Raw genomic sequence first — 23,509 nt, forward strand, 5'->3', positions numbered from 1 at the left:
TCCAGATCCTGACGGGCACGTGAAGCAGGCGGTTAGCTTCACCGGGCGCACCGGAGCGCAGCAACCACCTGCATGCGTTGATCCTTACCCCGCCCGAGATCCTGAAGTCAAGCCCGCATCGAGCGCAGCACCCGATCCACGGCGTGCGCGGGACGTCTGCTGCGCTGCTGTTCATGGCGGCTGTAACGTGGTCGGGCGAGGTCCGTTCCCAGGTCTTCGAGATCTCCAACGGCACGGACAACACGTGCACAGGCGCCTTTCTCGACAGCGGCGGTCAGGGCGGTGCCGGGTACGGGAACAACGAGAACTACACCTACACGCTCTGCCCGGATAATCCTGGAGATGCGATCTCGGTGGACTTCATCACGTTCCAGCTTTCCACGGCCGGCGTCGCCCCGATCGACAACCTGACGATCCACGATGGCAATAGCACCTCGGCCCCGCTGATCGGCAGCTATACCGGCACCCAATTGCAAGGCCAGGTGGTGTCGGCCAGCCCCGGCAACAGCAGCGGCTGCCTCACCTTCGTGTGGACCTCCAACGCCACGGGTACCGGCATCTTCGCTGCATCCATCACCTGCTATGTGCCGTGCGTGCGGCCTGTGGCCGCGGCCACGATGACACCCGCCGCGCCGGCCATGATCTGCCCCGGGGAGAGCGTGAGCTTCAATGGCAGCGGCTCCACCGCCGCAGCGGGCTTCAGCATCGCCAGCTACACGTGGGACTGGGACGATGGCACCACCTCGACCTCGGCGAACCCGGCGGCCTCGCACACCTTCACCGCTCCGGGCGAGTACGTGGTGCAGTTGGTGGTGGAGGACAACAACGGCTGCGCGAGCGTCAACCTGCTGGACCTGCAGGTGCTGGTGGGCACCGAGCCGACGTTCACGGGAACTCTGGCGGACCCGGGCACTTGCGTAGGCACGCCCGTATGCCTCGATGGCGTGGTGAACGCCACCACGTGGAGCGCCCAACCGACGGTCGACTTCGGTGGGGGGGTGGCCCTTCCGGACAACGTGGGGAGCTGCTTCACCTCGCAGCTACAGTTCACCGGCTTCTCTCCGGGCGCGACGCTCACGAACGTCAATCAGTTGCAGAGCATCTGCCTGGACATCGAGCACTCCTTCCTCGGCGACCTGGTGATCAGCATCATCAGCCCGAGCGGTGAAACGGTGGTGCTGCACCAACAGGGCGGTCTGGGCACCTACCTCGGCGTTCCGGTGGACAACGAGCTGACGCCGAACGCGGTGGGCACCTGCTGGACCTACTGCTTCAGTCCAACGGCGACCAACGGCACCATGGCCGCCAACGCAGGCGCAACGCTTCCAGCCGGCACCTACGAGAGCGTCGATCCCCTGGCCGGCCTGCTCGGCGCGCAACTGAACGGGATGTGGACGATCGAGATCTGCGACCTGTGGACCTTCGACAACGGCTTCCTCTGCGGGTGGAGCATGGCGTTCGACCCGGGGCTCTTCGGCACGCTCACCGAGTTCACCCCCACGTACGGCGGGGCCTGCGACAGCACGTGGTGGACCGGTCCGGACATCGTGAGCAGCACCGGTGATTGCGACGGGATCTGCGTGCAACCGCCCACGCCGGGCACCTATGCTTACGTGTACCACGCGGCGGACAACTTCGGGTGCTCCTACGACACCACGGTGTCGGTGACCGTATATCCTCCACCCACCGTGAACGCTGGTGCGGACGTCACCATCTGCGCCGGACAGGGCCCTGTGCAGCTCGGTGCGACGGCCAGCGGTGGTGCGCCCACCTCCGCGTGCACCTACGTGCTGCAGATGCTCGACAGCTTCGGCGATGGATGGAACGGAGCGTCCGTGACGATCACCATCAACGGCGTGCCGGCCACGTACACCCTGAACAATGGGGCCAACGGCACGGTGAACCTGCCGGTGCAGACCGGCGATGTGATCGCCATCTCCTTCACCTCGGGCACCTACGACAACGAGATCACGTACCGGCTGCGCAATGGATCCAACACCATCGTGTTCCAGGATGGCCCCTCTCCCACCATCGGGCCCGCCTGGAGCGGCGTGGTGGACTGTGGCACCGTGCCCGCGACTTACAGCTACAGCTGGAGCCCGACCGCGGGTCTGAGCGATCCGAATATCGCGAACCCCACCGCCAACCCCGGCACCACCACCACCTACACGGTGACGGTGACACAGAACGGCCAGCCCGCTTGCGTCGGGAGCGATCAGGTCACGGTGACCGTGGCCACACCCTACGGCGCCGGCACGGATGGTGCGATCACCGTGTGCAGTGATGCGGCGCCGTTCGATCTCTTCGCCCTGCTGACCGGCGCCACGACCGGCGGCACGTGGACAGCCCCAGGGGGTGCAACGGTCGGTGCCACCTTCTCGCCAGGCACGGACGCGGCAGGCATCTACACGTACACGGTGACCACCGGTGCGCCCTGCCCGGGGAACGATCAGTCGACCGTGACGGTCACCGTGGTGGACCTTCCCGACCCCGGCACCGACGGCAGCATCACGCTCTGCAGCACCGACGCACCCGCCGATCTCTTCACACTCCTCGGCGGCACGCCCGATGCCGGAGGCGCGTGGAGCGGTCCCAGCACGCTCACCGGCAGCAGCTTCGATCCGGGCAGCATGCTCGCAGGCGTGTACACCTACACGGTGACCGGTGCCGCGCCGTGTCCGAGCGAGAGTGCGAACGTGACCGTTGTGGTGAACACGCCTCCTGATCCCGGCACCGACGGCAGCATCACCCTTTGCAGCACCGACGCACCCGCCGATCTCTTCACACTCCTCGGCGGCACGCCCGATGCCGGAGGCGCGTGGAGCGGTCCCAGCACGCTCACCGGCAGCAGCTTCGATCCGGGCAGCATGCTCGCAGGCGTGTACACCTACACGGTGACCGGTGCCGCGCCGTGTCCGAGCGAGAGTGCGAACGTGACCGTTGTGGTGAACACGCCTCCTGATCCCGGCACCGACGGCAGCATCACCCTTTGCAGCACCGACGCACCCGCCGATCTCTTCACACTCCTCGGCGGCACGCCCGATACCGGTGGTGCATGGAGCGGCCCGAGCACGCTCACCGGCAGCAGCTTCGATCCGGGCAGCATGCTCGCAGGCGTGTACACCTACACGGTGACCGGTGCCGCGCCGTGTCCGAGCGAGAGTGCGAACGTGACCGTTGTGGTGAACACGCCTCCTGATCCCGGCACCGACGGCAGCATCACCCTTTGCAGCACCGACGCACCCGCCGATCTCTTCACTCCTCGGCGGCACGCCCGATACCGGTGGTGCATGGAGCGCCCGAGCACGCTCACCGGCAGCAGCTTCGATCCGGGCAGCATGCTCGCAGGCGTGTACACCTACACGGTGACCGGTGCCGCGCCGTGTCCGAGCGAGAGTGCGAACGTGACCGTTGTGGTGAACACGCCTCCTGATCCCGGCACCGACGGCAGCATCACCCTTTGCAGCACCGACGCGCCCGCCGATCTCTTCGTGCTGCTCGGCGGCACGCCCGATGTCGGAGGCGCGTGGAGCGGACCCAGCACGCTCACCGGCAGCAGCTTCGATCCGGGCAGCATGACCGCCGGGGTGTACACCTACACGGTGACCGGCGCTGCGCCGTGTCCGAGCGAGAGTGCGAACGTGACCGTTGTGGTGAACACGCCTCCTGATCCCGGCACCGACGGCAGCATCACGCTCTGCAGCACCGACGCGCCCGCCGACCTCTTCGCGCTGCTCGGCGGCACGCCCGATGTCGGAGGCGCGTGGAGCGGGCCCAGCGCGCTCACCGGCAGCAGCTTCGATCCGGGCAGCATGCTCGCAGGCGTGTACACCTACACGGTGGCCGGTGCCGCGCCGTGCCCGAGTGAGAGCGCCACCGTCACGGTCGCCGTGAACGCCCCGCCCGATCCGGGCACGGACGGCAGCATCACGCTCTGCAGCACCGACGCACCCGCCGACCTCTTCGCCCTGCTGGGCGGCACGCCCGATGCCGGTGGTGCGTGGAGCGGCCCGAGCACGCTCACCGGCAGCAGCTTCGATCCGGGCAGCATGCTCGCAGGCGTGTACACCTACACGGTGACCGGTGCCGCGCCGTGCCCGAGTGAGAGCGCCACCGTCACGGTCGCCGTCAACACCCCGCCCGATCCGGGCACCGACGGCAGCATCACGCTCTGCAGCACCGACGCACCCGCCGACCTCTTCGCCCTGCTGGGCGGCACGCCCGATGCCGGTGGCGCGTGGAGCGGGCCCAGCGCGCTGGCCGGTAGCAGCTTCAATCCGGGCAGCATGCTCGAAGGCGTCTACACCTACACAGTGACCGGCGCTGCGCCGTGTCCGAGCGAGAGTGCGAACGTGACCGTTGTGGTGAACACGCCTCCTGATGCGGGGCTTGATGGTGGATTGACGCTGTGCGTCTCCAGTCCTTCGGTGCCACTCATCACGGGCTTGAACGGAAGTCCCGGTGCCGGTGGAACATGGACTGGACCCGGTGGGACCGCGGTCGCTGGGCTGTTCACCCCCGGGACCGATCCCACCGGCACCTACACCTACACGGTGGTCGGCCTTGCTCCCTGTCCATCCGCAACCGCGATCGTGCAGGTCATCGTGGCCACGGATCCGGATCCCGGGATCGACGGTGCTCTCCTGCTCTGCACGAGCGACGCGTCCACCCTGCTGTTCGCTGCGCTCGGAGGAACCCCCGATGCCGGCGGGAGTTGGTCAGGTCCGAGCCCAGTGGGCGGCGGACTTTTCGATCCCGGCACCATGCTCGCGGGTGTCTACACCTACACCATCACGGTGCCACCGCCCTGCACCAGCGCCAGCAGCACGGTGACCGTGACGCTGAACACGCCGCCCGATCCGGGTGTTGACGGCGCCCTCTTGCTCTGCGCCACCAGTCCGGCCGCCGCTCTCCTCAGTGGCTTGGGCGGATCGCCGGATGCGGGTGGCGTGTGGAGCGGGCCCAGCCCGGTGATCGGCGGCCTCTTCGATCCGGTGGGCATGGCGCCTGGCACCTACACCTACACCGTCGCCGGAACGGCCCCCTGCCCAGCCGCTGCGGCCATCGTGGAGGTCACCGTGGTGGCCAACCCGGATGCGGGAACGCCGGGTGCGATACGCTGTGCACCAGCAACGCGGCGACCGCCCTCTTCGCACAGCTCGGCGGCACGCCCGATGCGGGCGGAAGCTGGAGCGGTCCCAGCACGCTCAACGGCAGCAGCTTCGATCCCGGCACCATGCTCGCCGGCGTGTACACCTACACCATCACGGTGCCACCGCCCTGCACCAGCGCCAGCAGTGCGGTGACCGTTGCGCTGAGCACCCCGCCCGACCCGGGTGTTGACGGTGCCCTCTTGCTCTGCGCTACCAGCCCGGCCACGGCGCTCATCGGCGGCCTTGGCGGTTCGCCCGATGCGGGTGGCGTGTGGAGCGGGCCCAGCCCGGTGGTCGGCGGCCTCTTCGATCCGGCCGGCATGGCCCCTGGCACCTACACCTACACCGTCGCTGGAACGCCCCCCTGCCCAGCCGCTGCGGCCATCGTGGAGGTCACCGTGGTGGCCAACCCGGATGCGGGAACGCCGGGTGCGATCACGCTATGCACCAGCAACGCGGCGACCGACCTCTTCGCACAGCTCGGCGGCACGCCCGATGCCGGCGGAACTTGGAGCGGGCCCAGCACGCTCAACGGCAGCAGCTTCGATCCCGGCACCATGCTCGCCGGTGTGTACACCTACTCCATCTCAGTACCACCGCCCTGCATGAGCGCCAGCAGTGCGGTGACCGTTGCGCTGAGCACCCCGCCCGACCCTGGCACGGGCGGCGCACTCTTGCTCTGCGCTACCAGCCCGGCCACGGCGCTCATCGGCGGCCTTGGCGGTTCGCCCGATGCGGGTGGTGTGTGGAGCGGGCCCAGCCCGGTGGTCGGCGGCCTCTTCGATCCGGCCGGCATGGCCCCTGGCACCTACACGTACAGCGTCGCCGGCACCGCGCCCTGCCCAGCCGCTGCGGCCCTCGTGGAGGTCACCGTGGTGGCCAACCCGGATGCGGGAACGCCGGGTGCGATCACGCAATGCACCACCGATGCGGCGGTAGACCTCTTCGCGCAGCTCGGCGGCACGCCCGATGCCGGCGGAACTTGGAGCGGGCCCAGCGCGCTCAATGGCAGCAGCTTCGATCCCGGCACCATGTTCGCCGGGGTGTACACCTACACCATCACCGTGCCGCCGCCCTGCAGCAGCGCCAGCAGCACGGTGACCGTGACGCTGAGCACGCCGCCCGATCCGGGTGTTGACGGCGCCCTCTTGCTCTGCGCCACCAGTCCGGCCGCCGCTCTCCTCAGTGGCTTGGGCGGATCGCCGGATGCGGGTGGCGTGTGGAGCGGGCCCAGCCCGGTGATCGGCGGCCTCTTCGATCCGGTGGGCATGGCGCCTGGCACCTACACCTACACCGTCGCCGGAACGGCCCCCTGCCCAGCCGCTGCGGCCATCGTGGAGGTCACCGTGGTGGCCAACCCGGATGCGGGAACGCCGGGTGCGATCACGCTGTGCACCAGCAACGCGGCGACCGACCTCTTCGCACAGCTCGGCGGCACGCCCGATGCGGGCGGAAGCTGGAGCGGTCCCAGCACGCTCAACGGCAGCAGCTTCGATCCGGGCACCATGCTCGCGGGCGTCTACACCTACACCATCACGGTGCCGCCGCCCTGCAGCAGCGCCAGCAGCACGGTGACCGTCACGCTCAGCACACCGCCCGATCCGGGAAGCGATGGGGTGTTGACCGTATGCGCGGTGAGCGGCCCGGCCTCGTTGATCACGGCCTTGGGGGGCACACCTGATGCGGGCGGCCTATGGACCGATCCCAACGGCGATCCCCACAATGGGCTCTTCGACCCGCTCGTGGACCCCGTCGGCATCTACACCTACACGGTGGTCGGTCAGGCCCCTTGTCCGGCCCTGTCGGCCTCGGCCACGGTGCAGGTGCAGGCCGCACCCTCCGCTGGAACCCCGGCCGTGCTGAACCTGTGTGCGAGCGGATCGCCCGTGGACCTGTTGCCGGTGTTGGGCGGAGCCGATCCGGGCGGCACCTGGACCGACCCGAATGGCGATCCCTTCACCGGTCCCTTCGACCCCACCGCGGATCCTGCAGGCCTGTACACTTATACCGTGGCAGGAACAGCGCCCTGTCCCTCCGCATCGGCCACGATCACGGTGCAGCTGCTGACCGACCCGGATGCAGGCGCCGATGCCACGCTCACGCTGTGCTCCACGGGTGCAGTGGTGGACCTCTTCAGCCAATTGGGTGGCACACCGGACGCCGGTGGCCAGTGGCTTGATCCGAACGGCCAACCGGTGACCGCCAGCTTCGATCCGGCGAGCGGGGCCGTGGGGAACTACACCTACGTGCTGGTGGTGCCGGCCCCTTGCGTGAACGATACGGCCCACGTGATGGTGAGCGTGATCCCCGCCGTGGACGCCGGCCTTGACGGAGCGCTGCTGCTCTGCGCCACCGATGCGCCTGTTCCCTTGTTCGGTCAGTTGGGCGGCACGCCAGATGCCGGAGGCCTCTGGATGGATCCCCAGAACCAGCCGTGGACCGGCCCCTTCGACCCATCGCTCCATCCGGCCGGCACCTATACGTACCAGGTCGATGGCACCGCACCCTGCCCGGATGATGCCGCCACCGTGGTGGTCGCGGTGGAAGCACTGCCCGACGCAGGTGTGGACGGCAGCACGACCGTATGTCCCGAAGCCGCACCGGTGAACCTGTTCACGCTGCTGGGCGGAACGCCGGATGCAGGTGGTGCGTGGACCGATCCGAACGGCTGGCCGAGCAACGGTGTGTTCGACCCTGGGACCGACCCCCAAGGCGGTTACACCTATACCGTCCTCGGCCAGGGTGCCTGCCCCAACGCCAGCGCCAGCGCCACGCTGAGCATCTTCCTGCTGGCGCCGCCCGATGCGGGCCCCGACCTGGTGGTGTGCGACCTCATGGCCCCGCTGAACGCGACCGGCACGTGGAGCAGCGGTCACTGGATCGCGGGAGACAGTGCGGAAGTGCTCGATGCGTTCGCCCCGTTCACGATGGCCAAAGCGCCCGGCTCCGGGGCGTACAGCTTCATCTGGTCGGTGCTGTCCACGGATGGTTGCGCGATGGCCGACACGGTCGTGATCACCTTCACCACGCCGATCACCGCGGTGGAACAGACCACGGATGCGATCTGCCACGGGGCGTGCGACGGATCGGTCCAGGTGGACGCTGCCGGAGGCAACGGGGCCTTCACCTTCCAATGGTCGCCCCTGGTGAACGCCACGTCCACGGCGACCGCATGCAGTGCACAGGGGCTCTGCGCAGGCCTGTACACGGTGACCGTGCTCGACACGAACGCCTGCTCCGCGCAGCTCACCTTCCCCATCGGCGAACCGCCTCCGTTGGTGATCGATGCCATCGCAACGACGCCCGAGACCTGCCCGGGCACCTGTGATGGCACGCTTCAGGTGGTGGATCCCGAAGGCGTCCTCTACAGCTTCGACGGCGGCACCACCTGGCTGCCGGACCCCATCAGCATTGCGCTCTGCTCCGGACCGTACACCGTGCTGATGATGAACGCGGTCGGCTGCCTGGCCGCCTCACCGGCGATGCTGATCCCGCCAGCCCCGGTGGTGGCGGACTTCGTGGCCCAGCCGGATACCGTGCTCGTCTCGGACCCCACGGTGATCTTCACCAACGAGAGCGACAATGCCAGTTGGTTCACCTGGGACTTCGCCGGATCGGGCACGAGCACGCTTCACGACCCTTCGTTCACCTTCCCCGATGTGCTGGGCGGCACCTACACCGTGTGCCTCACCGCGGTGAACGGCAATGGCTGTGTGGACAGTATCTGCCATCCGGTGGTGGTGCTGGACCTCCTCGCGGTGCATGTGCCGAACGCCTTCACACCGAACGCCGACGGCATCAACGACCACTTCATGCCCGTGTTCAACGAGCCTTCGTTGCTCACCGAATACACCTTCATGATCTTCGACCGGTGGGGCGAGCTCATCTGGGAGAGCGTGGTGCCGCACGAGCCCTGGACCGGGGACTACAATGGCATACCGGTGCAACAGGAGGTCTACACCTGGCGGTTGATCTACAAGGACGGACGCTCGTTCAAGAAGGAGGCAGTGATGGGGCATGTGACGGTGCTTCGATGAGGGATCTCGCCTTAGGGAACGTAGGTCGCCTATCGGATGGGTGAGCGTGTGACAGCGCCCATCCATGATCGACCTTCCCGTTCAGGCGCGTGCCACAGCGCGGTCAGTGGTTTCGCATGCCCAGTCCGAGGCTATCGAGGAGGTCGCCGGTCCCCATGGAGGGCCCGGTGATCAGGAGCAGGGGTGGGGCCGACGACGCTTCGATGACCTGTATCCTTCCGTTCAAGCGGTCGGCAAAGGCCACTGCATCGAAGCCATCGAGGAGTATGCGGTCGATCGTCACACGCTCAAGTTCCTTGAGCTTCCAGGTGCGCCTATCCAGGTCGGGCTGGACGGTCTCTGGAAAACCATCGATCAGGCACGGACACCCGTAGTTCATCATGTGCTTGGTTGGCAGCCAGCCCAACACAAGTAGGTCGGCCTTCTCCTCCATGGCCACCACGTGGATCTTCGCACATCGTGTCTTGACCTCCTGAAGCGCCATGACATGCAGGTTCTTCTCCTTCGCGGGATGGACCTGCACTTCAATGACGATAGGGAGTCGTGTGACCTTGAGGCCCAGCAACGCTCCGGAAGCCAGTCCGACCACTCCGATCGACCAGCGCGGCAGAAGTTCAGGAACGAGCGCCAAGGCGATGACGACCAACACCGGTGCACCGATGAACATCCTCGTCCAGGAATAGAACACGGTCGGCATCCCGTCATTCACCTTATTGACACCGATCGCGGCCACCAACACCACCGCACTGAGGAGGAGGAAGGCCGCCACCTCACGGTGCCTACGGGTCCAAAGCCAGGCACCGAGCCCAAGCAGGATGAGGACGAGAAAGCCGCCATGCCCCCAGAAGAAGGGCGTCGCCTGGCCCAGTAAAAGGTCGACGGCCTGCAGCGTGATCCGTTGCAGATCGAAGTCCAACGGCCATTCCCGATGGACCACGTACTCAGGGCGGGCATCATAGAACGTGTTGGCAAGATGCCGTAGCGCAAGGCCGGGAATGGCTCCTACAGCCACGTGAAGCCACGCGCGTCGGTCCCCGCGGAACCTGAAGGCCAGCAGGACCAGCACCGGTGCCAGCAGCAACGCTGCGTTGGGGTTCGCGGTCCACGCAAGCGTGGCGAGGAACGCACAGGGTGCGAGCAGCATGCGTAGCTGAGGGAACAGGGGCACCACGGAGAATGAGGCGAGGCAGACACCGGTCACGAACCCTCGCGGCATGGAGGATACCAGGCCGAACTCCACGGGCAAAGCGATCGGGACCACCAGGATCAATGCGGTCTGCACGGGCCGGCGATCGCGGTACGCCAATGCGGCGAGCATGAAGTAGGGGAACAGCGCAAGCGAGGCGGTGACCAAGGGCAGGGCACGTTCATGACCCAGACCGGCCCAAAGAAGCGGCACTGCCAGGAGACCCTCCAGCATGGTGTTGTACCGCTGACCGTAGAAGAAGGGCTCATGAAAACGGCCATGCGCCATTTCCTCGGCAGCATTCCACATAATGGTCTGATCATCGTCGATGTACCGGAACGAGAACCGCTCAAGCACGAGCCATCGGTCCAGGAGCACGAGCAGAACGCACGCCGCCAACAGTACGGACGACCAACGCCTCCATCGGCGGGGTTCATCATTGGCTTGGACGGGCGCGATCACGGTGCAAGTTCATCAACCCCATGGAACGGGTGATGGTCGCTGCCTGCAGCACGACGCAAGAAGCCCGGCTCATCGCCGGGCTTTCCCGTTCCGGGGGGGCACAGGCAAGATGCCTGTGGGCCTTACACGTCCAGCTTGGCGTACACCGCGTTCTTTTCGATGAACTCGCGGCGGGGCGGCACATCGTCGCCCATGAGCATGCTGAAGACGCGATCGGCCTCGGCGCCGTTCTCAATGGTGATCTGACGCAAGGTGCGGCGCGTGGGGTCCATCGTGGTCTCCCATAGCTGCTCGGCGTTCATCTCACCGAGACCCTTGTAGCGCTGGATGCCCACGCTGGCGTCCTTGTTGGCCCCTTTCATGCGCTCCACGATCGCGTCGCGCTCGGCCTCGGTCCAGCAGTACACCTGCTCCTTGCCCTTCTTCACCATGTACAGCGGCGGGGTGGCGATGTAGAGGCAGCCGCGTTCGATCAGCGGTTGCATGTGGCGGTAGAAGAAGGTCATGATCAACGTCTGGATGTGGCTGCCGTCCACGTCGGCGTCGCACATGATGATGATCTTGTGGTAACGCAGCTTCTCCATGTTCAGCGCCTTGGAGTCCTCCTCGGTGCCGATGTGCACGCCCAGGGCGGTGTAGATGTTGCGGATCTCCTCGTTGTCGAGGATCTTGTGCTGCATCGCCTTCTCCACGTTCAGGATCTTGCCGCGCAGGGGCAGGATGGCCTGGAACTCGCGGTTGCGGCCCTGCTTGGCGGTTCCGCCGGCCGAGTCGCCCTCCACCAGGAAGAGCTCGCTCTGGCTGGCATCCTTGCTCTGGCAGTCGGCGAGCTTGCCGGGCAGGCCGCCGCCGGTGAAGGCGCCCTTGCGCTGCACCATCTCGCGTGCCTTGCGGGCGGCGTGGCGGGCCTGGGCGGCCAGGATCACCTTGTCCACGATCTGCTTGGCGTCGCGCGGGTGCTCCTCGAGGTAGTTCTCGAGCATCTCGCTCACGGCGATGTTCACCGCGCCGCTCACCTCGTTGTTGCCCAGCTTGGTCTTGGTCTGGCCCTCGAACTGGGGCTCGGCCACCTTCACGCTGATGACGGCCGTGAGGCCCTCGCGGAAGTCGTCGCCCGCGATCTCGAACTTGAGCTTGCCGGTGGCCCCGCTGTTGTCCGCGTACTTCTTCAGGGTGCGGGTGAGGCCGCTGCGGAAGCCGGCCAGGTGCGTGCCCCCCTCGTGGGTGTTGATGTTGTTGACGTAGGAGTGCAGGTTCTCGTTGAACGAGTCGTTGTACACCATGGCGATCTCCACGGGGATGCCCTGCTTCTCCCCCTCCATGTAGATCACGTCCTCGATCAACGGCTGTCGGTTGCCGTCCAGGTACTTCACGAACTCCACCAGGCCCTTCTCGCTGTAGAAGGTCTCGCTCACGAAGCTGCCGTCCTCGTTCGTGCGGCGCTCGTCGGTGAGGGAGAGCTTGATGCCTTTGTTCAGGTAGGCCAGTTCGCGGAGGCGGGCGGCCAGGGTGTCGAAGTTGTACTCGCTGACCTGGAAGATGCTGAGGTCGGGCTGGAAGGTGACGATGGTGCCCCGGTAGTCCGTGGCGCCGATCTCGCGCACCGGGAACAGGGGTTTGCCTTCGCTGTACTCCTGCTCGTACTTCTTCCCGTCGCGGTGCACCTCGGCGCGCAGCAGGGTGCTGAGCGCGTTCACGCAGCTCACGCCCACACCGTGCAGACCGCCGGACACCTTGTAGCTGTCCTTGTCGAACTTGCCCCCGGCGTGCAGCACGGTCATCACCACCTCCAGGGCGCTGCGGCCCTCCTTGGCGTGCATGTCCACGGGGATGCCGCGTCCGTTGTCCTTCACGCGGATGCCGTTGGTGGGGGTGATGCTCACCTCCACCGTGTCGCAGTGCCCGGCAAGGGCCTCATCGATGGAGTTGTCCACCACTTCATACACCAGGTGGTGAAGGCCCTTCACCCCGATGTCACCGATGTACATGGCGGGGCGTTTGCGCACCGCTTCCAGGCCTTCCAGCACCTGGATGCTGTCCGCCGAATAGCTGGCGGCGGCCTTCTTCTTCTCGCTCATTTCCACGACGGTCTCGGACATGTTCCTTGAGGTTCTGCCTCCCCGGATGGGAAGGGCTCGCGAAGATACCGGATCGGCGTGTGCCGAAGGGGACCTTTTCCCAACAGCGACGCGGGTTTTGTTGATATTTAACAGGGCCTTCCGTCTTGCCCATGTCCGGGGGATCGCTATACGGTGCTGAAGGGAGCATCAAGGTGGTCCGGGAACGGGCCTCGGCACGCCCCTTGGTCCAACGCCCCCCTTTCCGGCTCCTGAAGTTCTCCACCACCCTGTCGAATGAAGATGATGGATGATTAGCTTCGGAGCAAACTCATCACACCATGAGAACGCCCTTCCGCCCTTCCGCCCTTCCGCCCTTCCGCACACCGCTAAGCTGCTGATGCTCGTGGGCCTGCTCGCCTTGCCCTCGGCGCTGCTCACGGCCTTCCGCTCCGGCCACCCCATCGCCCCCATGGCCGGGGCCACCTTCCGGATCGACAATGCGACCGGCTGTCCGTATGCGGCGATCATCAAGCACAGCAACAACTGCCCGGCGACCACGTTGCCGTCCACCACAAGCCTGAGCATTCCTGCATTCGGCTCTGCGTCCGTGACGGTGACTGGTACTTACATCAATTCGATCGAGCTGTGGACCGGCACCACATGGGCCACCTGGTCCTGCACGGGAAGCGGCTGGAGCAATACCGTTCAAGTGTGCCCGCACCCGCCATTGGCCCCGGACTATTGGGCATGGGTCGAAGGGGATGGCGGTATGAATAACAAGATCGATTGGGACCCATGGTAGTCCGTCACCTCTTCCTTGGGGCCGGGCTAATCGTAAGCTCGTCACTGTTCGGTCAATCTCGGAATTACAACGTATTGTTCGGTTCCAACTACTGGTTGAACCTGTACAACGAGGTGGCCACCGTGATCCCCTGCTCATGGTCCATCACCAAGCGGAGCGCCAGCATCAGCGAATCGGATGGCGCCCTGAGCCTGGTGGTGGATGAGACCGGCATCCACAACGCCAACTTCGACCTGGTGCAGGGCGGCGGCACGCAGGACCTGGGCTGGCCGGCCGAGCTGGCCAGCCTGCTCATCCTGCCCAAGCCCGGTGCCCCGCAGCACTACGCGGTGTTCGTCAACACCACGGAGGCCACCAAGCAGGCCGGATACGTGGAGGTGGACATGAGCGCCAACGGCGGGGCCGGGGCCGTGGTGGGGACGGGCACCACTTGGTACATGACCGGCTGCACGGCGAAGCTGGCGGCCACCCTGCACGCCAACGGCAGCGACTACTGGATCCTCCAGCACGCCGATGGGTCCAACGCCTTCCAGGCGTACGTGTTCAATGCATCCGGGCTGGCACTGACCCCGGTGATCTCCAACACGGGGCCCGTGATCGGCCCCACGGGCACCTCGGCGAAATTCTCGTCGGACTACCATGGCGATATGCGCTTTTCCGTGATGGGGGAACAGTTGTTCATGGGTTACGCTCACACCCAGGATACCGCAGCCTCGGCGCTGTTCTGGTTCGATCCGGCGTCCGGCTCGGTTCTTCTGCGGACCGATGCGCTGCTGCCAGCCACTCGTATCATCGATAACTTCACCGGCGATACACTGTTCATCCGGAAACGTGCGGACTTCGTCTGCGGGGTGGATATCGCGCCGAGCGGCAGCCATGCTTACGTCTGCATCTTGGACACGGCGCGCAGCGATAGCGGATACAACCAGAGCGTTGTCCTCCAATACGATCTCGGGCTTCCGGATCCAGAGATCGCGCGGAGCGCGCTCGGAAAGGACGGCTCATTCGCTGGCCTCTCACCTTGGGGCGAGGACACCACGGGAAACAACCTCTTGTTCGGAGCCGATGGTAAACTGTATTTGCGAGGACTCTACGCTGGCGGCGGCTCCCTCTTGCGTCTACCAGAATTGCCGATAACACTTGCTGGCCCACCGATCAACTGGGAGTACATCTACATGGGGAGCAGCAATTTCGGTACCTGGGGCCTGCCCCTCTTCTGCAAGCGTTACCACGACAGCGAGCCGGTCTGGCTGGGGGTACCCGAGCGGCAGGCGGCGGCCTCCTTCCGGGCCGTGCCCAACCCGATCGCCGAGCGGGGTGCCTTGGTGTGGGGTGATAGCCCACCGCCTGACCACTTGATCTGGCGCGACGCCATGGGGCGCATGGTGCGCTCGGAGCCTGCCATGAACAATGGCCCGACCACGGTGCTCGCGCGCAAGGAACTTCCTGCCGGGCTTTACGTGCTGGAGGTATTCCGCAAGGGCAAGCCCTTGGGCAGCACCCGGGTGTTGATCGAGTAGTCCGCCCGTTCAAGAACGCGGACCCCGCCACGGGCGGGGTCCGTTCGTTCATCCGGCCCAACGGCTAGAACGCGTAGCTCGCCCCGCCGATCAGCAGGGTGCGCTGCACGGGGTAGCGGTACCAGCGCTCGTAGCGGCTGGCGCTGAGGTTGCTGGCCTGCAGGAACACGCTGAGCCGCTTGGTGTAGCGGTACTCCGCCCCCAGGTGCAGGTCCACGAAGCCGTTGAGCTCCACCACTTCGGTGCGGTCGGGGCTGGTATCCTGCACGCTGCTCCACACCGGGCTGAAGGCCTTGCGCTTGCCCATCAGCACGGCGTCCAGCTTCACGATGAGCTTCTCGCGCAGGCTGTACTGCCCCCCCAGGGTCAGCTGGTACGGGGGCAGGTTCCAGGGCTCGACCTGGTCGCCCATGGTGTAGTTGAAGATGTCGAGGCGGGCGTGGGCCCGGATGCCGCGTCCCGCATCGTAGCTGATGTCGCCGCTCACGTCCAGCACCTGCATGTCGTCGTACACCGGGGCGAACTGGTTGCCGAAGCTGTTGAACGCCTCGGTGACGTAGAGCAGGCGGTCCTTCCAGCCGCTGTAGCTCACGCGCACATCGAAGCCCAGGGTGCTGCTGAGGCTGCCGCGCAGGCCGCCGTACAGGTCGTAAAGCAGGCTGGTGTTGGCCAGTGCCGGGGCGGCTTCGGTCCAAGGGTTCTCCTGGGTGATGCTGCGCAGGCTGTTGCGGCGGCGCTGCCCGTCCACCCCGATGTAGGGCACCAGGATGTCGTCGAACAGGCTGTAGCTCAAATAGGCCTGCGGGAACACGTGGAAGCTGGTCTTCGCAAGCGCATCCACCGTGATGCCGGCGCCGACGCGCACCACATAGCGCTCACCCCGGGTGCTCACCGAGGGCGTCAGCGTCACCATCGTGCCGTTCTGGCGGAAGTTGGGCACGGTGTCGCTGGCCAGGCCCGTGTAGGCGTTGTTGTCGATCAGCAGCTGTCCGGCGTAGGTCTCCGAGCCCACCTGTTTGCCGGCCTCGGCCACGAAGCGGATATTGGTCTCCCGGCTACCGGTCTTGTTGGTGTAGTAGCGGGCATCCAGCCGCACGTCGTGGGCCAGGGCCGCACTATCGGCATACAGGCTGCGGACGCGGGCGGTGAAGCCCATGTCGTTGTACACCTGGCGGGGGTTGGGCACCTCCAGGCCCAGGGTGTCGAAGCCCTCGGTGCGGAAGCCGTAGTAGCCCACGCCGCGCCGGGCATAGTCCCCCCGGATCTGGATGGCGTGGTGGCGCAGCATGCGCGTGTAGAAGGCATCGACCGAGTTGAAGCTGTAGTCGCTCGGCCCCACGTCCTTCAAGCCGCCGGCGCTGCTGAAGTGCTTGAGGTGGATGCCGTAGGCGTCCTTCTTGCTGCGCCCCTGGTCGTAGTACAGCTCGCCCAGCGGGGTGTTGTACAGGCCGAAACCGAGCTTCACGAAGCCCTTGTACAGGCGTTCGTTGGCCTGCGACACGCTGAGCTTGGCCGGGGCGATGCTGTCCACCTTCACCGGCAGCCGGGCCTGCACGGGTTGCACCGTGTAAGTGATGGTGCGCTCGGGCACCACCGTGTCCAGCAGGGCGGGCCGCTGGTAGATCTTCTGCACGTCGGCGATGGTGGGGTTGTAGATCCCGTGGATGTAGTACTGCCCGCCGGGCGTGCTGCCTTCCTGAGCGGCCACGCACAGCGGCAGGCCCAGGACCAGGGGGAGCAGGAGGTGGCGCACGCTCATTCCTCTTCGGCGTTGGGGTGGCTGTCGTTCACCGGCACCTCGATGTCGTCCTGCGGGGCGGGCGTGGTCTGCTGCACCTCGCTGGCCAGGATGGCGTCCAGGCGGGTGCGGGCCTGCTGCACCAGGGCGGGATCCTGCACATGGTCGATCACGCTCTGCAGGGTGGCCTTGGCCTGGAAGGGATCGTTGAGCTGCATGTACACATCGCCCAGCAGGATGAAGCCGCGGGCCTTCCAGTGCTCGTAGCTGGGGTACTTCTGCACCAGCTGGAACACCTCCTGTTCGGCGTCGCGGCCGCGCTGCTGCATGAAGCGCACATAGGCCATGTGGTAGCGGGCCTCAGCGCCGAAGGCGTTGGTGCTGGCCTGGGCCACGGCCTTGTAGGCGGTGTAGGCCTTGTCCAGCTCGTTGGTGTTCAGCGCGCGGGCGGCGGCGAGCAGCCCGGCCTCGGCCTTCAGGTCAGCGCTGATGCCGGGCTCCAGCAGCACCTTCTCGGCGGCCTGCGCGGCATCGTCCGGACGGCCCAGTTCGCGAAGGCAGCGCATGCGCCCCACCTTGGCCGCCAGCACGTTCTGGGGGATGGCCGCCACCTGTTCCAACCGGGTGAAGTGCTGCAAGGCCCCCTCCCACCGCTGCTCGCGGAACAGGATGTCGCTGGCGCCGAAGAGGGCGCTCTCCAGCAGGTCCGGGGTGCCCGCCGCGGCCACGGCCTCCAGGTCGGGCAGGGCCTCGGTGTAGCGCTTGGCGCGGTAAGCGCAATCGCCCCGGTAGTAGCGCGCGTGGATGGCGAAGGCCCCCTGGGGATACTTGGCCAGGTAGTCCCCGAAGGCCCCGATGGCCTGGTCGCACTTGTCGTCGAAGTAGAGCGCCTCCGCGCTGCGGTAGTACTTCTCGTCGAGGTCCAGGCTGGCCGGGTCCACGAAGTTCAGCGAGCGCAGGTAGGTCTCGTACTCGCCCACCTTGCCCTGCTCCACGTAGATGCTCTCGATGCCGGCGAGCGCATCGCGCGAGCCCTCCACGGTGGGGTACTGCGCCACGATGGCCTTGAACGCCTGCAGGGCGCGGTCCGCATCGCCCTGCCGCTTGTGCACCAGGGCGCTCTGCAGCATGCTCTGCCGCACATGGGGGCTGTGGGGGTGCTGCTGCACCACCTGCTCGTAGTAGCCCAGCGCGTCGGCGTCCTTGTCCAGGTTGATGTAGGTCTCGGCGAGCTGGAACTTGGCGTCGGCGGCGAAGCGCGAGTTCGGCCGGTCGGTGAGCAGCGAGCGGAGCACGGCGATCTTCTCGGTGAACTTCTGGTCGAGGCCGAGGCACACGCCCTTCTGGTACAGGGCGTAGTCCTTGTCCACGGTGCCGGCCTTGATGGCCTGGTCGTAGTACGCCACGGCCTGTTCCTCGTCCTTGGCCAGGTAGTACAGGTCGCCGATGCGCAGCAGGGCGTCGGCGCGCTGCTTCGCGTCAGTGCGCGGCGCGGCGGTGTACCGGCGGAAGGCGGTGAGGGATTCATCGTACTGCTTCAGCTTGAAGTAGGCGTAGCCCATGCTGTAGCTGGCCTGCTCGTAGAGGTCGGTGGCGTAGGCGCCCGGGCTGTTGCGCAGGTCATCGTACTTGCGCAGGGCCTGCTCCTGCTCACCGGCTCCATAGTAGGATTCACCCATCCAGTAGTGGCAGCGGGCGTTCACCACCGGGTCCATCGGGAACTTGAGCGCCCGCTGGAAGGCCTTGGCGGCGTCGGCGTAGCGGCGGCCATCATAGAGCTCCACGCCGCGGTCGTGCGCCAGGCGCTGGTAGGTGGACTTCAGCCGCGTGTCCTTGTCGCGGATCTCGTCCAGCGCCTCGAGCGCGGCCTCGTAGTTGCGCGACTTCAGGAACACGTCCACGAGGAAGCCGTAGGCCTCGTCGCGGCGCGGGGTGTCCGGGTACTTCTTCAGGTAGTCGCGTAAGGCGATGATGGCCTCGCTGTACGGGTCGAAGCTCAGCTCGTAGGCGAGCTTGGCGTAGTTGAACAGCGCATCCTCGGTGATGCGGGCGTCGAAGCCCAGCTGGTAGGCGCGCTTGAAGGCGTTGCGGGCGTAGTTCTTCTCCTTCAGGGCCAGATAGCAGTCGGCCATGTGGTACACGGCCAGTTGGCTCAGGCTATCGTCCTCGGTGGTCACCAGGGTGAATTGGGACAGGGCCTTCTGGTGGTCGCCGGCCTTGTAGTAGGCATGGCCCAACTGATAGCGCTCGGTGCGGCCCACGCCGGCCCCGCGGGCGATGGCCTTTTCGAGGTAGGGTACAGCCTCAGCGTAGCGCCCGGTGCGGTAGTGAGCCTCGCCCGCCAGGCGGTTGATCTCGCCGATGCGCTTGGTGCCCTCGGGGTCTTCGAGCAGCGGCTTGGTGTAGGCGATCACCTCGTCGTAGTGGCCTTGCATGAAGTGGATCTCGGCGATGTAGAAGGGCACGATGCGCCCGAAGGAGGGATCGTCGCGCAGCTGCTCGAACACGGGCAGGGCGGTGGCATAGCGGCCCCGCTCATAGTCGATGTGGGCCGTATAGTAGCGGGCCGGCACGGCGTAAGGGCCGGTGCCATCCTTGACCCGCCCGAAGGCGGTTAGCGCGTGCTCGGTATGCCCCTCCTGGAAGTGGGCGTAGCCGTGCTTGAAGTGGAACTCCTCGGCATCGGCGGCACCCAGCGCGGTAGCGTCCACCTGCACGGCCCAGGCCAGGCAGTCGGTCCACCGCTTGCTGGTGAAATAGTGGCGGAAGAGCTCGAAGCGGACGGCGGCCACATGCGGGTCCTCGGGGTGCTCGTCCATGAAGCGGAGCAGCCGGACGGGCGCATCCTGGTGGAAGAGGCGGACGGCGCTGAGGGCGCTGAGGAACTCGGCCTCGATGCGCACGGGGGCCTTGGCGTCGCGCGTGGCCTCGGCGATGCGGTCCAGCTCGTATTGTGCGGCGGTGTACTGGGCCTTGTCGAACAGGTCGCGGGCGTGGTCGATGGCGGCGCGGGGGCGCTCGTAATGGGCCGGCCGCTGGGCCCCGGCCACCACCGCCAGCAGCAGGGCCAGGGCCAGCGCGGCAGAGCGCGGACGGCATGGCGGGCGGCGGAGGGTCTTCATCAAGCGACCAAAGATCCTGGGCGGGCCAGGGAGGCAAGGCGTGCGCCGTTCGGACTTATCCACGCGGAACTGTTCATGCGACGCACGGGCCGCACACCCTCAACGCGGGGGGCCGCAGGGAAATTTTCCACCTTTGGGGCCCCGCGTCCCGCAAGGGTTCCACGCGGACCAGCATGAGCGACGCCCCTGTGATCGAGCTGCGCGCCGCGCGCATCTTCCAGCGCGAGAACCTGGTGCTGAACCTGGTGGACCTCACCGTGTCGAAGGGTGAGTTCATCTACCTCATCGGCCGCACCGGCACGGGCAAGAGCAGCCTGATGCGCACGCTGTACGGCGACCTGCCGCTGCGCGAGGGCGAAGGGCGCTGCTGCGGCTTCGACCTGCGCACGCTGAAGCGGGGCCAGGTGCCCTATCTGCGGCGGAAGATCGGCATCGTGTTCCAGGACTTCCAGCTGCTCGGCGACCGCACGGTGAACGAGAACCTGCTCTTCGTGATGAAGGCCACCGGGTGGACGGACCGCAAGCGCATGGACCAGCGGGCGGCCGAAGTGCTGGAGAAGGTGGGGCTGAGCACCAAGGGCTACAAGATGCCCCATGAGCTCAGCGGTGGCGAACAGCAGCGCGTGAGCATCGCCCGTGCGCTGGTGAACGACCCGGAGCTGATCCTGGCCGACGAACCCACCGGCAACCTCGACCCCGAGACCACCGGCGGCATCCTGGACCTGCTGTACAGCATCAGCCAGAGCGGCCGCTGCGTGCTGATGGCCACGCACGACTACACCCACATGCGCTCCCTCAACGCGCGCGTGGTGCGCTGCCACGACGGCAAGCTGCTGGAGGAACGGATGAGCGCCTAGGCCCGGGTCTGTCCGATGTGCGGACCGCGAACGGTGCCCCGCACCCCTGCACCTCTCCACCACCGAACCGCTGCACCCCAGCTTCCAGCCACCAGCCACCGGCCACCAGCCTCCAGCCACCGGCCTCCAGCCACCGGCCTCCAGCCGCCCGCCTCAGGCCTCCAGCCTCCGCGCCCTCTGCCCCTTTGCGTGAGGTCAAGTCCCCTGTTGCCGTCAGGTCCCCTCGGAATTCTGACTCAGTGGACGCACTCGAACTCCCCACACCCGTTGCCCCTCCGCGTGAGCTTCGGTCGCACCCTCGCACTCTTCCACCCTCGCACTTTCCCCCCCGCGTTCAGCGCAGCAGGTCCACGATGGTTTGAGCGTTGCGGCGATTGCTGAAGCGCTCCTCCAGCACGGTGATGCGGCGTTCCAGCGTGCTGCCATTGGCGGGCTTGGCCATGCAGGCCTGGATGCTGAGCCGCATGTGCTCGGGGTCGTCATGCACCAGGCAGAGGTCCTCCAGGCCGGTGTCCTTCACCATGGGGCTGTTGCACACCACGTGGCGGCCGGTGAAGAGGCAGAGCAGGAGCTTGAGCTTGATGCCCGTGGCCTGGAAGGTGGGCAGCACGTTCACCTGGGCCTGCCGGACCAGCTCGGTGATCTCGGCGGTGGGGATGTTCTCGCGGAGCTTCACGTTGGTGGAGCCGGCCACGGCGGCACGCAGCTCCTTGCTGGCCCCGCTGCCGGCGATCACCAGGGGCACGGGCAGCTCGTTGAACACCTCGTTCACCAAGTAGAGGGCGGCCTGGTCGTTCTCCGGCACGCTGAGGGCGCCGTGGTAGAGGCAGAAGCGACCCAGCCCGCCCGGCACGTCCACCCGGCCGCTGGGGTGGAAGGCGGGCACATGCACCACGCGGGGGAAATGCGCGGCGAAGTAGGCCTGGTCGTTGGGTGAGATGGCCAGCAGCGCATCGGCCTCGCTCAGCACCGGCTCGAAGCGCTTCAGCTTGCGGGCCTCCTGGGTGAAGTAGGTGCGCTTGAAGGTGCCCCGCTCCGCCTTGGCCAGCGCGTCGTAGTAGTCGTGCTCCACGTTGTGCGTGCGCACCAGCCGCTGGCGACCGGCCAGGCGCGGATCGCCCAGGAAGTAGCAGGAGTGCAGGCCCTCGAACAGGATGGGGTGCTCGTCCATCGCCAGCCGGTCCAGCAGCTCGTCGCTGCGGCGGCTCACCACCACGTAGGGCAGGCTGCTGAAGAGCAGGTGCTTGCTGGTGCTGCGCGGGTAGTAGTGCACGCTGGCGCAGAACCGGTCGAGCTCTTCCGCGGGCTTGCGGCCGTAGGTGTAACAGTGCAGGTGCACCCGCACGCCGAGCTCGGCGAGGGCCGCGGCCTTGTGGTACACATCGATCACCCCGCCATAGTCCGGCGGGGCGGGCACGTCGAAGCTGACGATATGCAGGTGGCGCTCAGCCAAGGTCGGAGAAGAGCCGGCGGAGGAGATCACGCTCCCGGGCGCCGTCGAACGTTCGGGCCGCGAAAGTAGCGTTCGTCCGCAAGGCGGCCAGCCGGTCCGGATCGGTGCGCAGGGCCTCCACCGCACCGGCGATGGCCTGCGGGGTGGGCATGGGCAGCAGCACCCCGCAGTCGTGGGCGCGCACCACGGCCGCCACCTCGGGAAGGTCGGTGGCCAGCACGGGCAGTCCGGCGTGCAGGTAGTCGAAGAGCTTGTTGGGCAGGCTGTAGCGGTAGTTCAGGTTGCTGTCCTTGTCCAGCGACAGGCCCAGGTCGGCGGCGCGGGTGAAGTCCATCAGCCGCTCGTAGGGCATACGGCCCATCAGCCGAACCCGGTCCTGCAGGCCGTGCTCCTGCACCAAGCGTTCCAGCACGGGCCACGCGTCGCCGCTGCCGATCACCAGCAGCAGGGCCTGCGGCAGATGGCGCATCGCCAGCACCGCCTCCTCCCCGCCGCGGTCCACGTTGATGCCCGCCCCCTGCAGCACCAGCACGAAGCGGTCGTCCGGCAGGCCCAGCGCGGGACGCCCCGGCGCGGGGGCCAGCGGCCTTGGCACCGGGATGTTGCGCACCACGTGCACCGGCACCCCGTAGCGCTGGCGGTAGACGTTCGCGATGCTCTCGTTCACCGTCACCACGTGCTTCAGGCGGGGGAAGATCCAGCGCTCCAGGGTGCGCCACACGCGCTGCACGCGGGGCCGGCCCACCAGCTCGGGCACTTCGGTGAACAGCTCGTGGCTGTCGTACACCAGCGTGGTGCCGGTGATCCGTGCAGCGAGGAAGTTGGCGGGCAGCGTGTCCAGGTCGTTGCTCACCAGCACGGTGGCGCGGCGCCGCAGCAGCAGCAGGAAGAGGCGCAGGTTGTACTCCGCGTAGAAGAAGGGCCCCTTGCGGAAGACCAACCGCATGCGCGTGGTGGCGTAGGGGCGCTCGATCGCAGGGCTCCCGGGCAGCATGCGACCCACCAGCAGCACCGCGTAGCCCAGGTCCTGCAGCACCGTGCACGTGCGGTGGACGCGGTTGTCCGTGGCCAGGTCGTTGGTGACGGAGACGATGGCGCGCTTGGGCGTGGAGGGCATCG

At 66.9% G+C, this 23,509-nt stretch carries 12 protein-coding genes; 6 read left to right on the plus strand and 6 right to left on the minus strand.

Annotated elements, in window-relative coordinates; genetic code table 11:
- The first annotated feature begins 173 nt into the window (after window positions 1–173).
- Window positions 174–5,306, plus strand: coding sequence for a PKD domain-containing protein (locus IPJ87_09485; protein MBK7942088.1), 5,133 nt, complete (start codon window positions 174–176; stop codon window positions 5,304–5,306).
- Complete coding sequence (locus IPJ87_09490) at window positions 5,237–9,190, plus strand: gliding motility-associated C-terminal domain-containing protein (GenBank protein MBK7942089.1); 3,954 nt, start codon at window positions 5,237–5,239, stop codon at window positions 9,188–9,190. Before IPJ87_09485 ends, IPJ87_09490 begins: the two co-directional genes overlap by 70 nt.
- A 103-nt stretch (window positions 9,191–9,293) precedes the next feature.
- Here IPJ87_09490 and IPJ87_09495 read toward each other — a convergent pair whose 3' ends face one another.
- Window positions 9,294–10,271 (minus strand): hypothetical protein, encoded by a 978-nt coding sequence (locus IPJ87_09495; protein MBK7942090.1) that lies wholly within the window; start codon window positions 10,269–10,271, stop codon window positions 9,294–9,296.
- Between the two features lie 288 nt (window positions 10,272–10,559).
- Between IPJ87_09495 and IPJ87_09500 the strand changes: the two genes are divergently transcribed.
- Complete coding sequence (locus tag IPJ87_09500) at window positions 10,560–10,871, plus strand: hypothetical protein (GenBank protein MBK7942091.1); 312 nt, start codon at window positions 10,560–10,562, stop codon at window positions 10,869–10,871.
- An 89-nt stretch (window positions 10,872–10,960) separates the two neighbouring features.
- Here the strand turns inward: IPJ87_09500 and gyrB are convergent, their stop codons facing one another.
- Window positions 10,961–12,916, minus strand: a complete 1,956-nt coding sequence (gyrB, locus tag IPJ87_09505) for a DNA topoisomerase (ATP-hydrolyzing) subunit B (protein MBK7942092.1) — start codon at window positions 12,914–12,916, stop codon at window positions 10,961–10,963.
- Window positions 12,917–13,295: 379 nt separating this feature from the next.
- Between gyrB and IPJ87_09510 the strand changes: the two genes are divergently transcribed.
- Both IPJ87_09510 and IPJ87_09515 read left to right on the plus strand, forming a co-directional pair.
- Window positions 13,296–13,700, plus strand: a complete 405-nt coding sequence (locus IPJ87_09510) for a hypothetical protein (GenBank protein ID MBK7942093.1) — start codon at window positions 13,296–13,298, stop codon at window positions 13,698–13,700.
- A gap of 74 nt (window positions 13,701–13,774) precedes the next feature.
- Window positions 13,775–15,220 (plus strand): hypothetical protein, encoded by a 1,446-nt coding sequence (locus IPJ87_09515; protein MBK7942094.1) that lies wholly within the window; start codon window positions 13,775–13,777, stop codon window positions 15,218–15,220.
- A gap of 64 nt (window positions 15,221–15,284) precedes the next feature.
- On the opposite strand, the gene IPJ87_09520 is transcribed toward IPJ87_09515, so the two are convergent.
- Both IPJ87_09520 and IPJ87_09525 read right to left on the minus strand, forming a co-directional pair.
- Window positions 15,285–16,979: a hypothetical protein gene (locus tag IPJ87_09520; GenBank protein MBK7942095.1), complete on the minus strand. Its 1,695-nt coding sequence runs from the start codon at window positions 16,977–16,979 to the stop codon at window positions 15,285–15,287.
- Complete coding sequence (locus IPJ87_09525) at window positions 16,976–20,080, minus strand: tetratricopeptide repeat protein (protein ID MBK7942096.1); 3,105 nt, start codon at window positions 20,078–20,080, stop codon at window positions 16,976–16,978. Before IPJ87_09525 ends, IPJ87_09520 begins: the two co-directional genes overlap by 4 nt.
- Window positions 20,081–20,253: 173 nt before the next feature.
- On the opposite strand from IPJ87_09525, the gene IPJ87_09530 reads away from it, so the two are divergent.
- Complete coding sequence (locus IPJ87_09530; protein MBK7942097.1) at window positions 20,254–20,937, plus strand: ATP-binding cassette domain-containing protein; 684 nt, start codon at window positions 20,254–20,256, stop codon at window positions 20,935–20,937.
- Between the two features lie 334 nt (window positions 20,938–21,271).
- Here IPJ87_09530 and IPJ87_09535 read toward each other — a convergent pair whose 3' ends face one another.
- Window positions 21,272–22,390, minus strand: coding sequence for a glycosyltransferase (locus IPJ87_09535; GenBank protein MBK7942098.1), 1,119 nt, complete (start codon window positions 22,388–22,390; stop codon window positions 21,272–21,274).
- Window positions 22,383–23,507 carry a glycosyltransferase gene (locus tag IPJ87_09540; GenBank protein ID MBK7942099.1) on the minus strand — a complete coding sequence of 375 codons (1,125 nt, stop codon included), beginning with the start codon at window positions 23,505–23,507 and terminating at the stop codon, window positions 22,383–22,385. Before IPJ87_09540 ends, IPJ87_09535 begins: the two co-directional genes overlap by 8 nt.
- Window positions 23,508–23,509: the final 2 nt, after the last annotated feature.

It is taken from the genome of Flavobacteriales bacterium, assembly GCA_016713875.1.
GTDB lineage: Bacteria > Bacteroidota > Bacteroidia > Flavobacteriales_F > PHOS-HE28 > PHOS-HE28.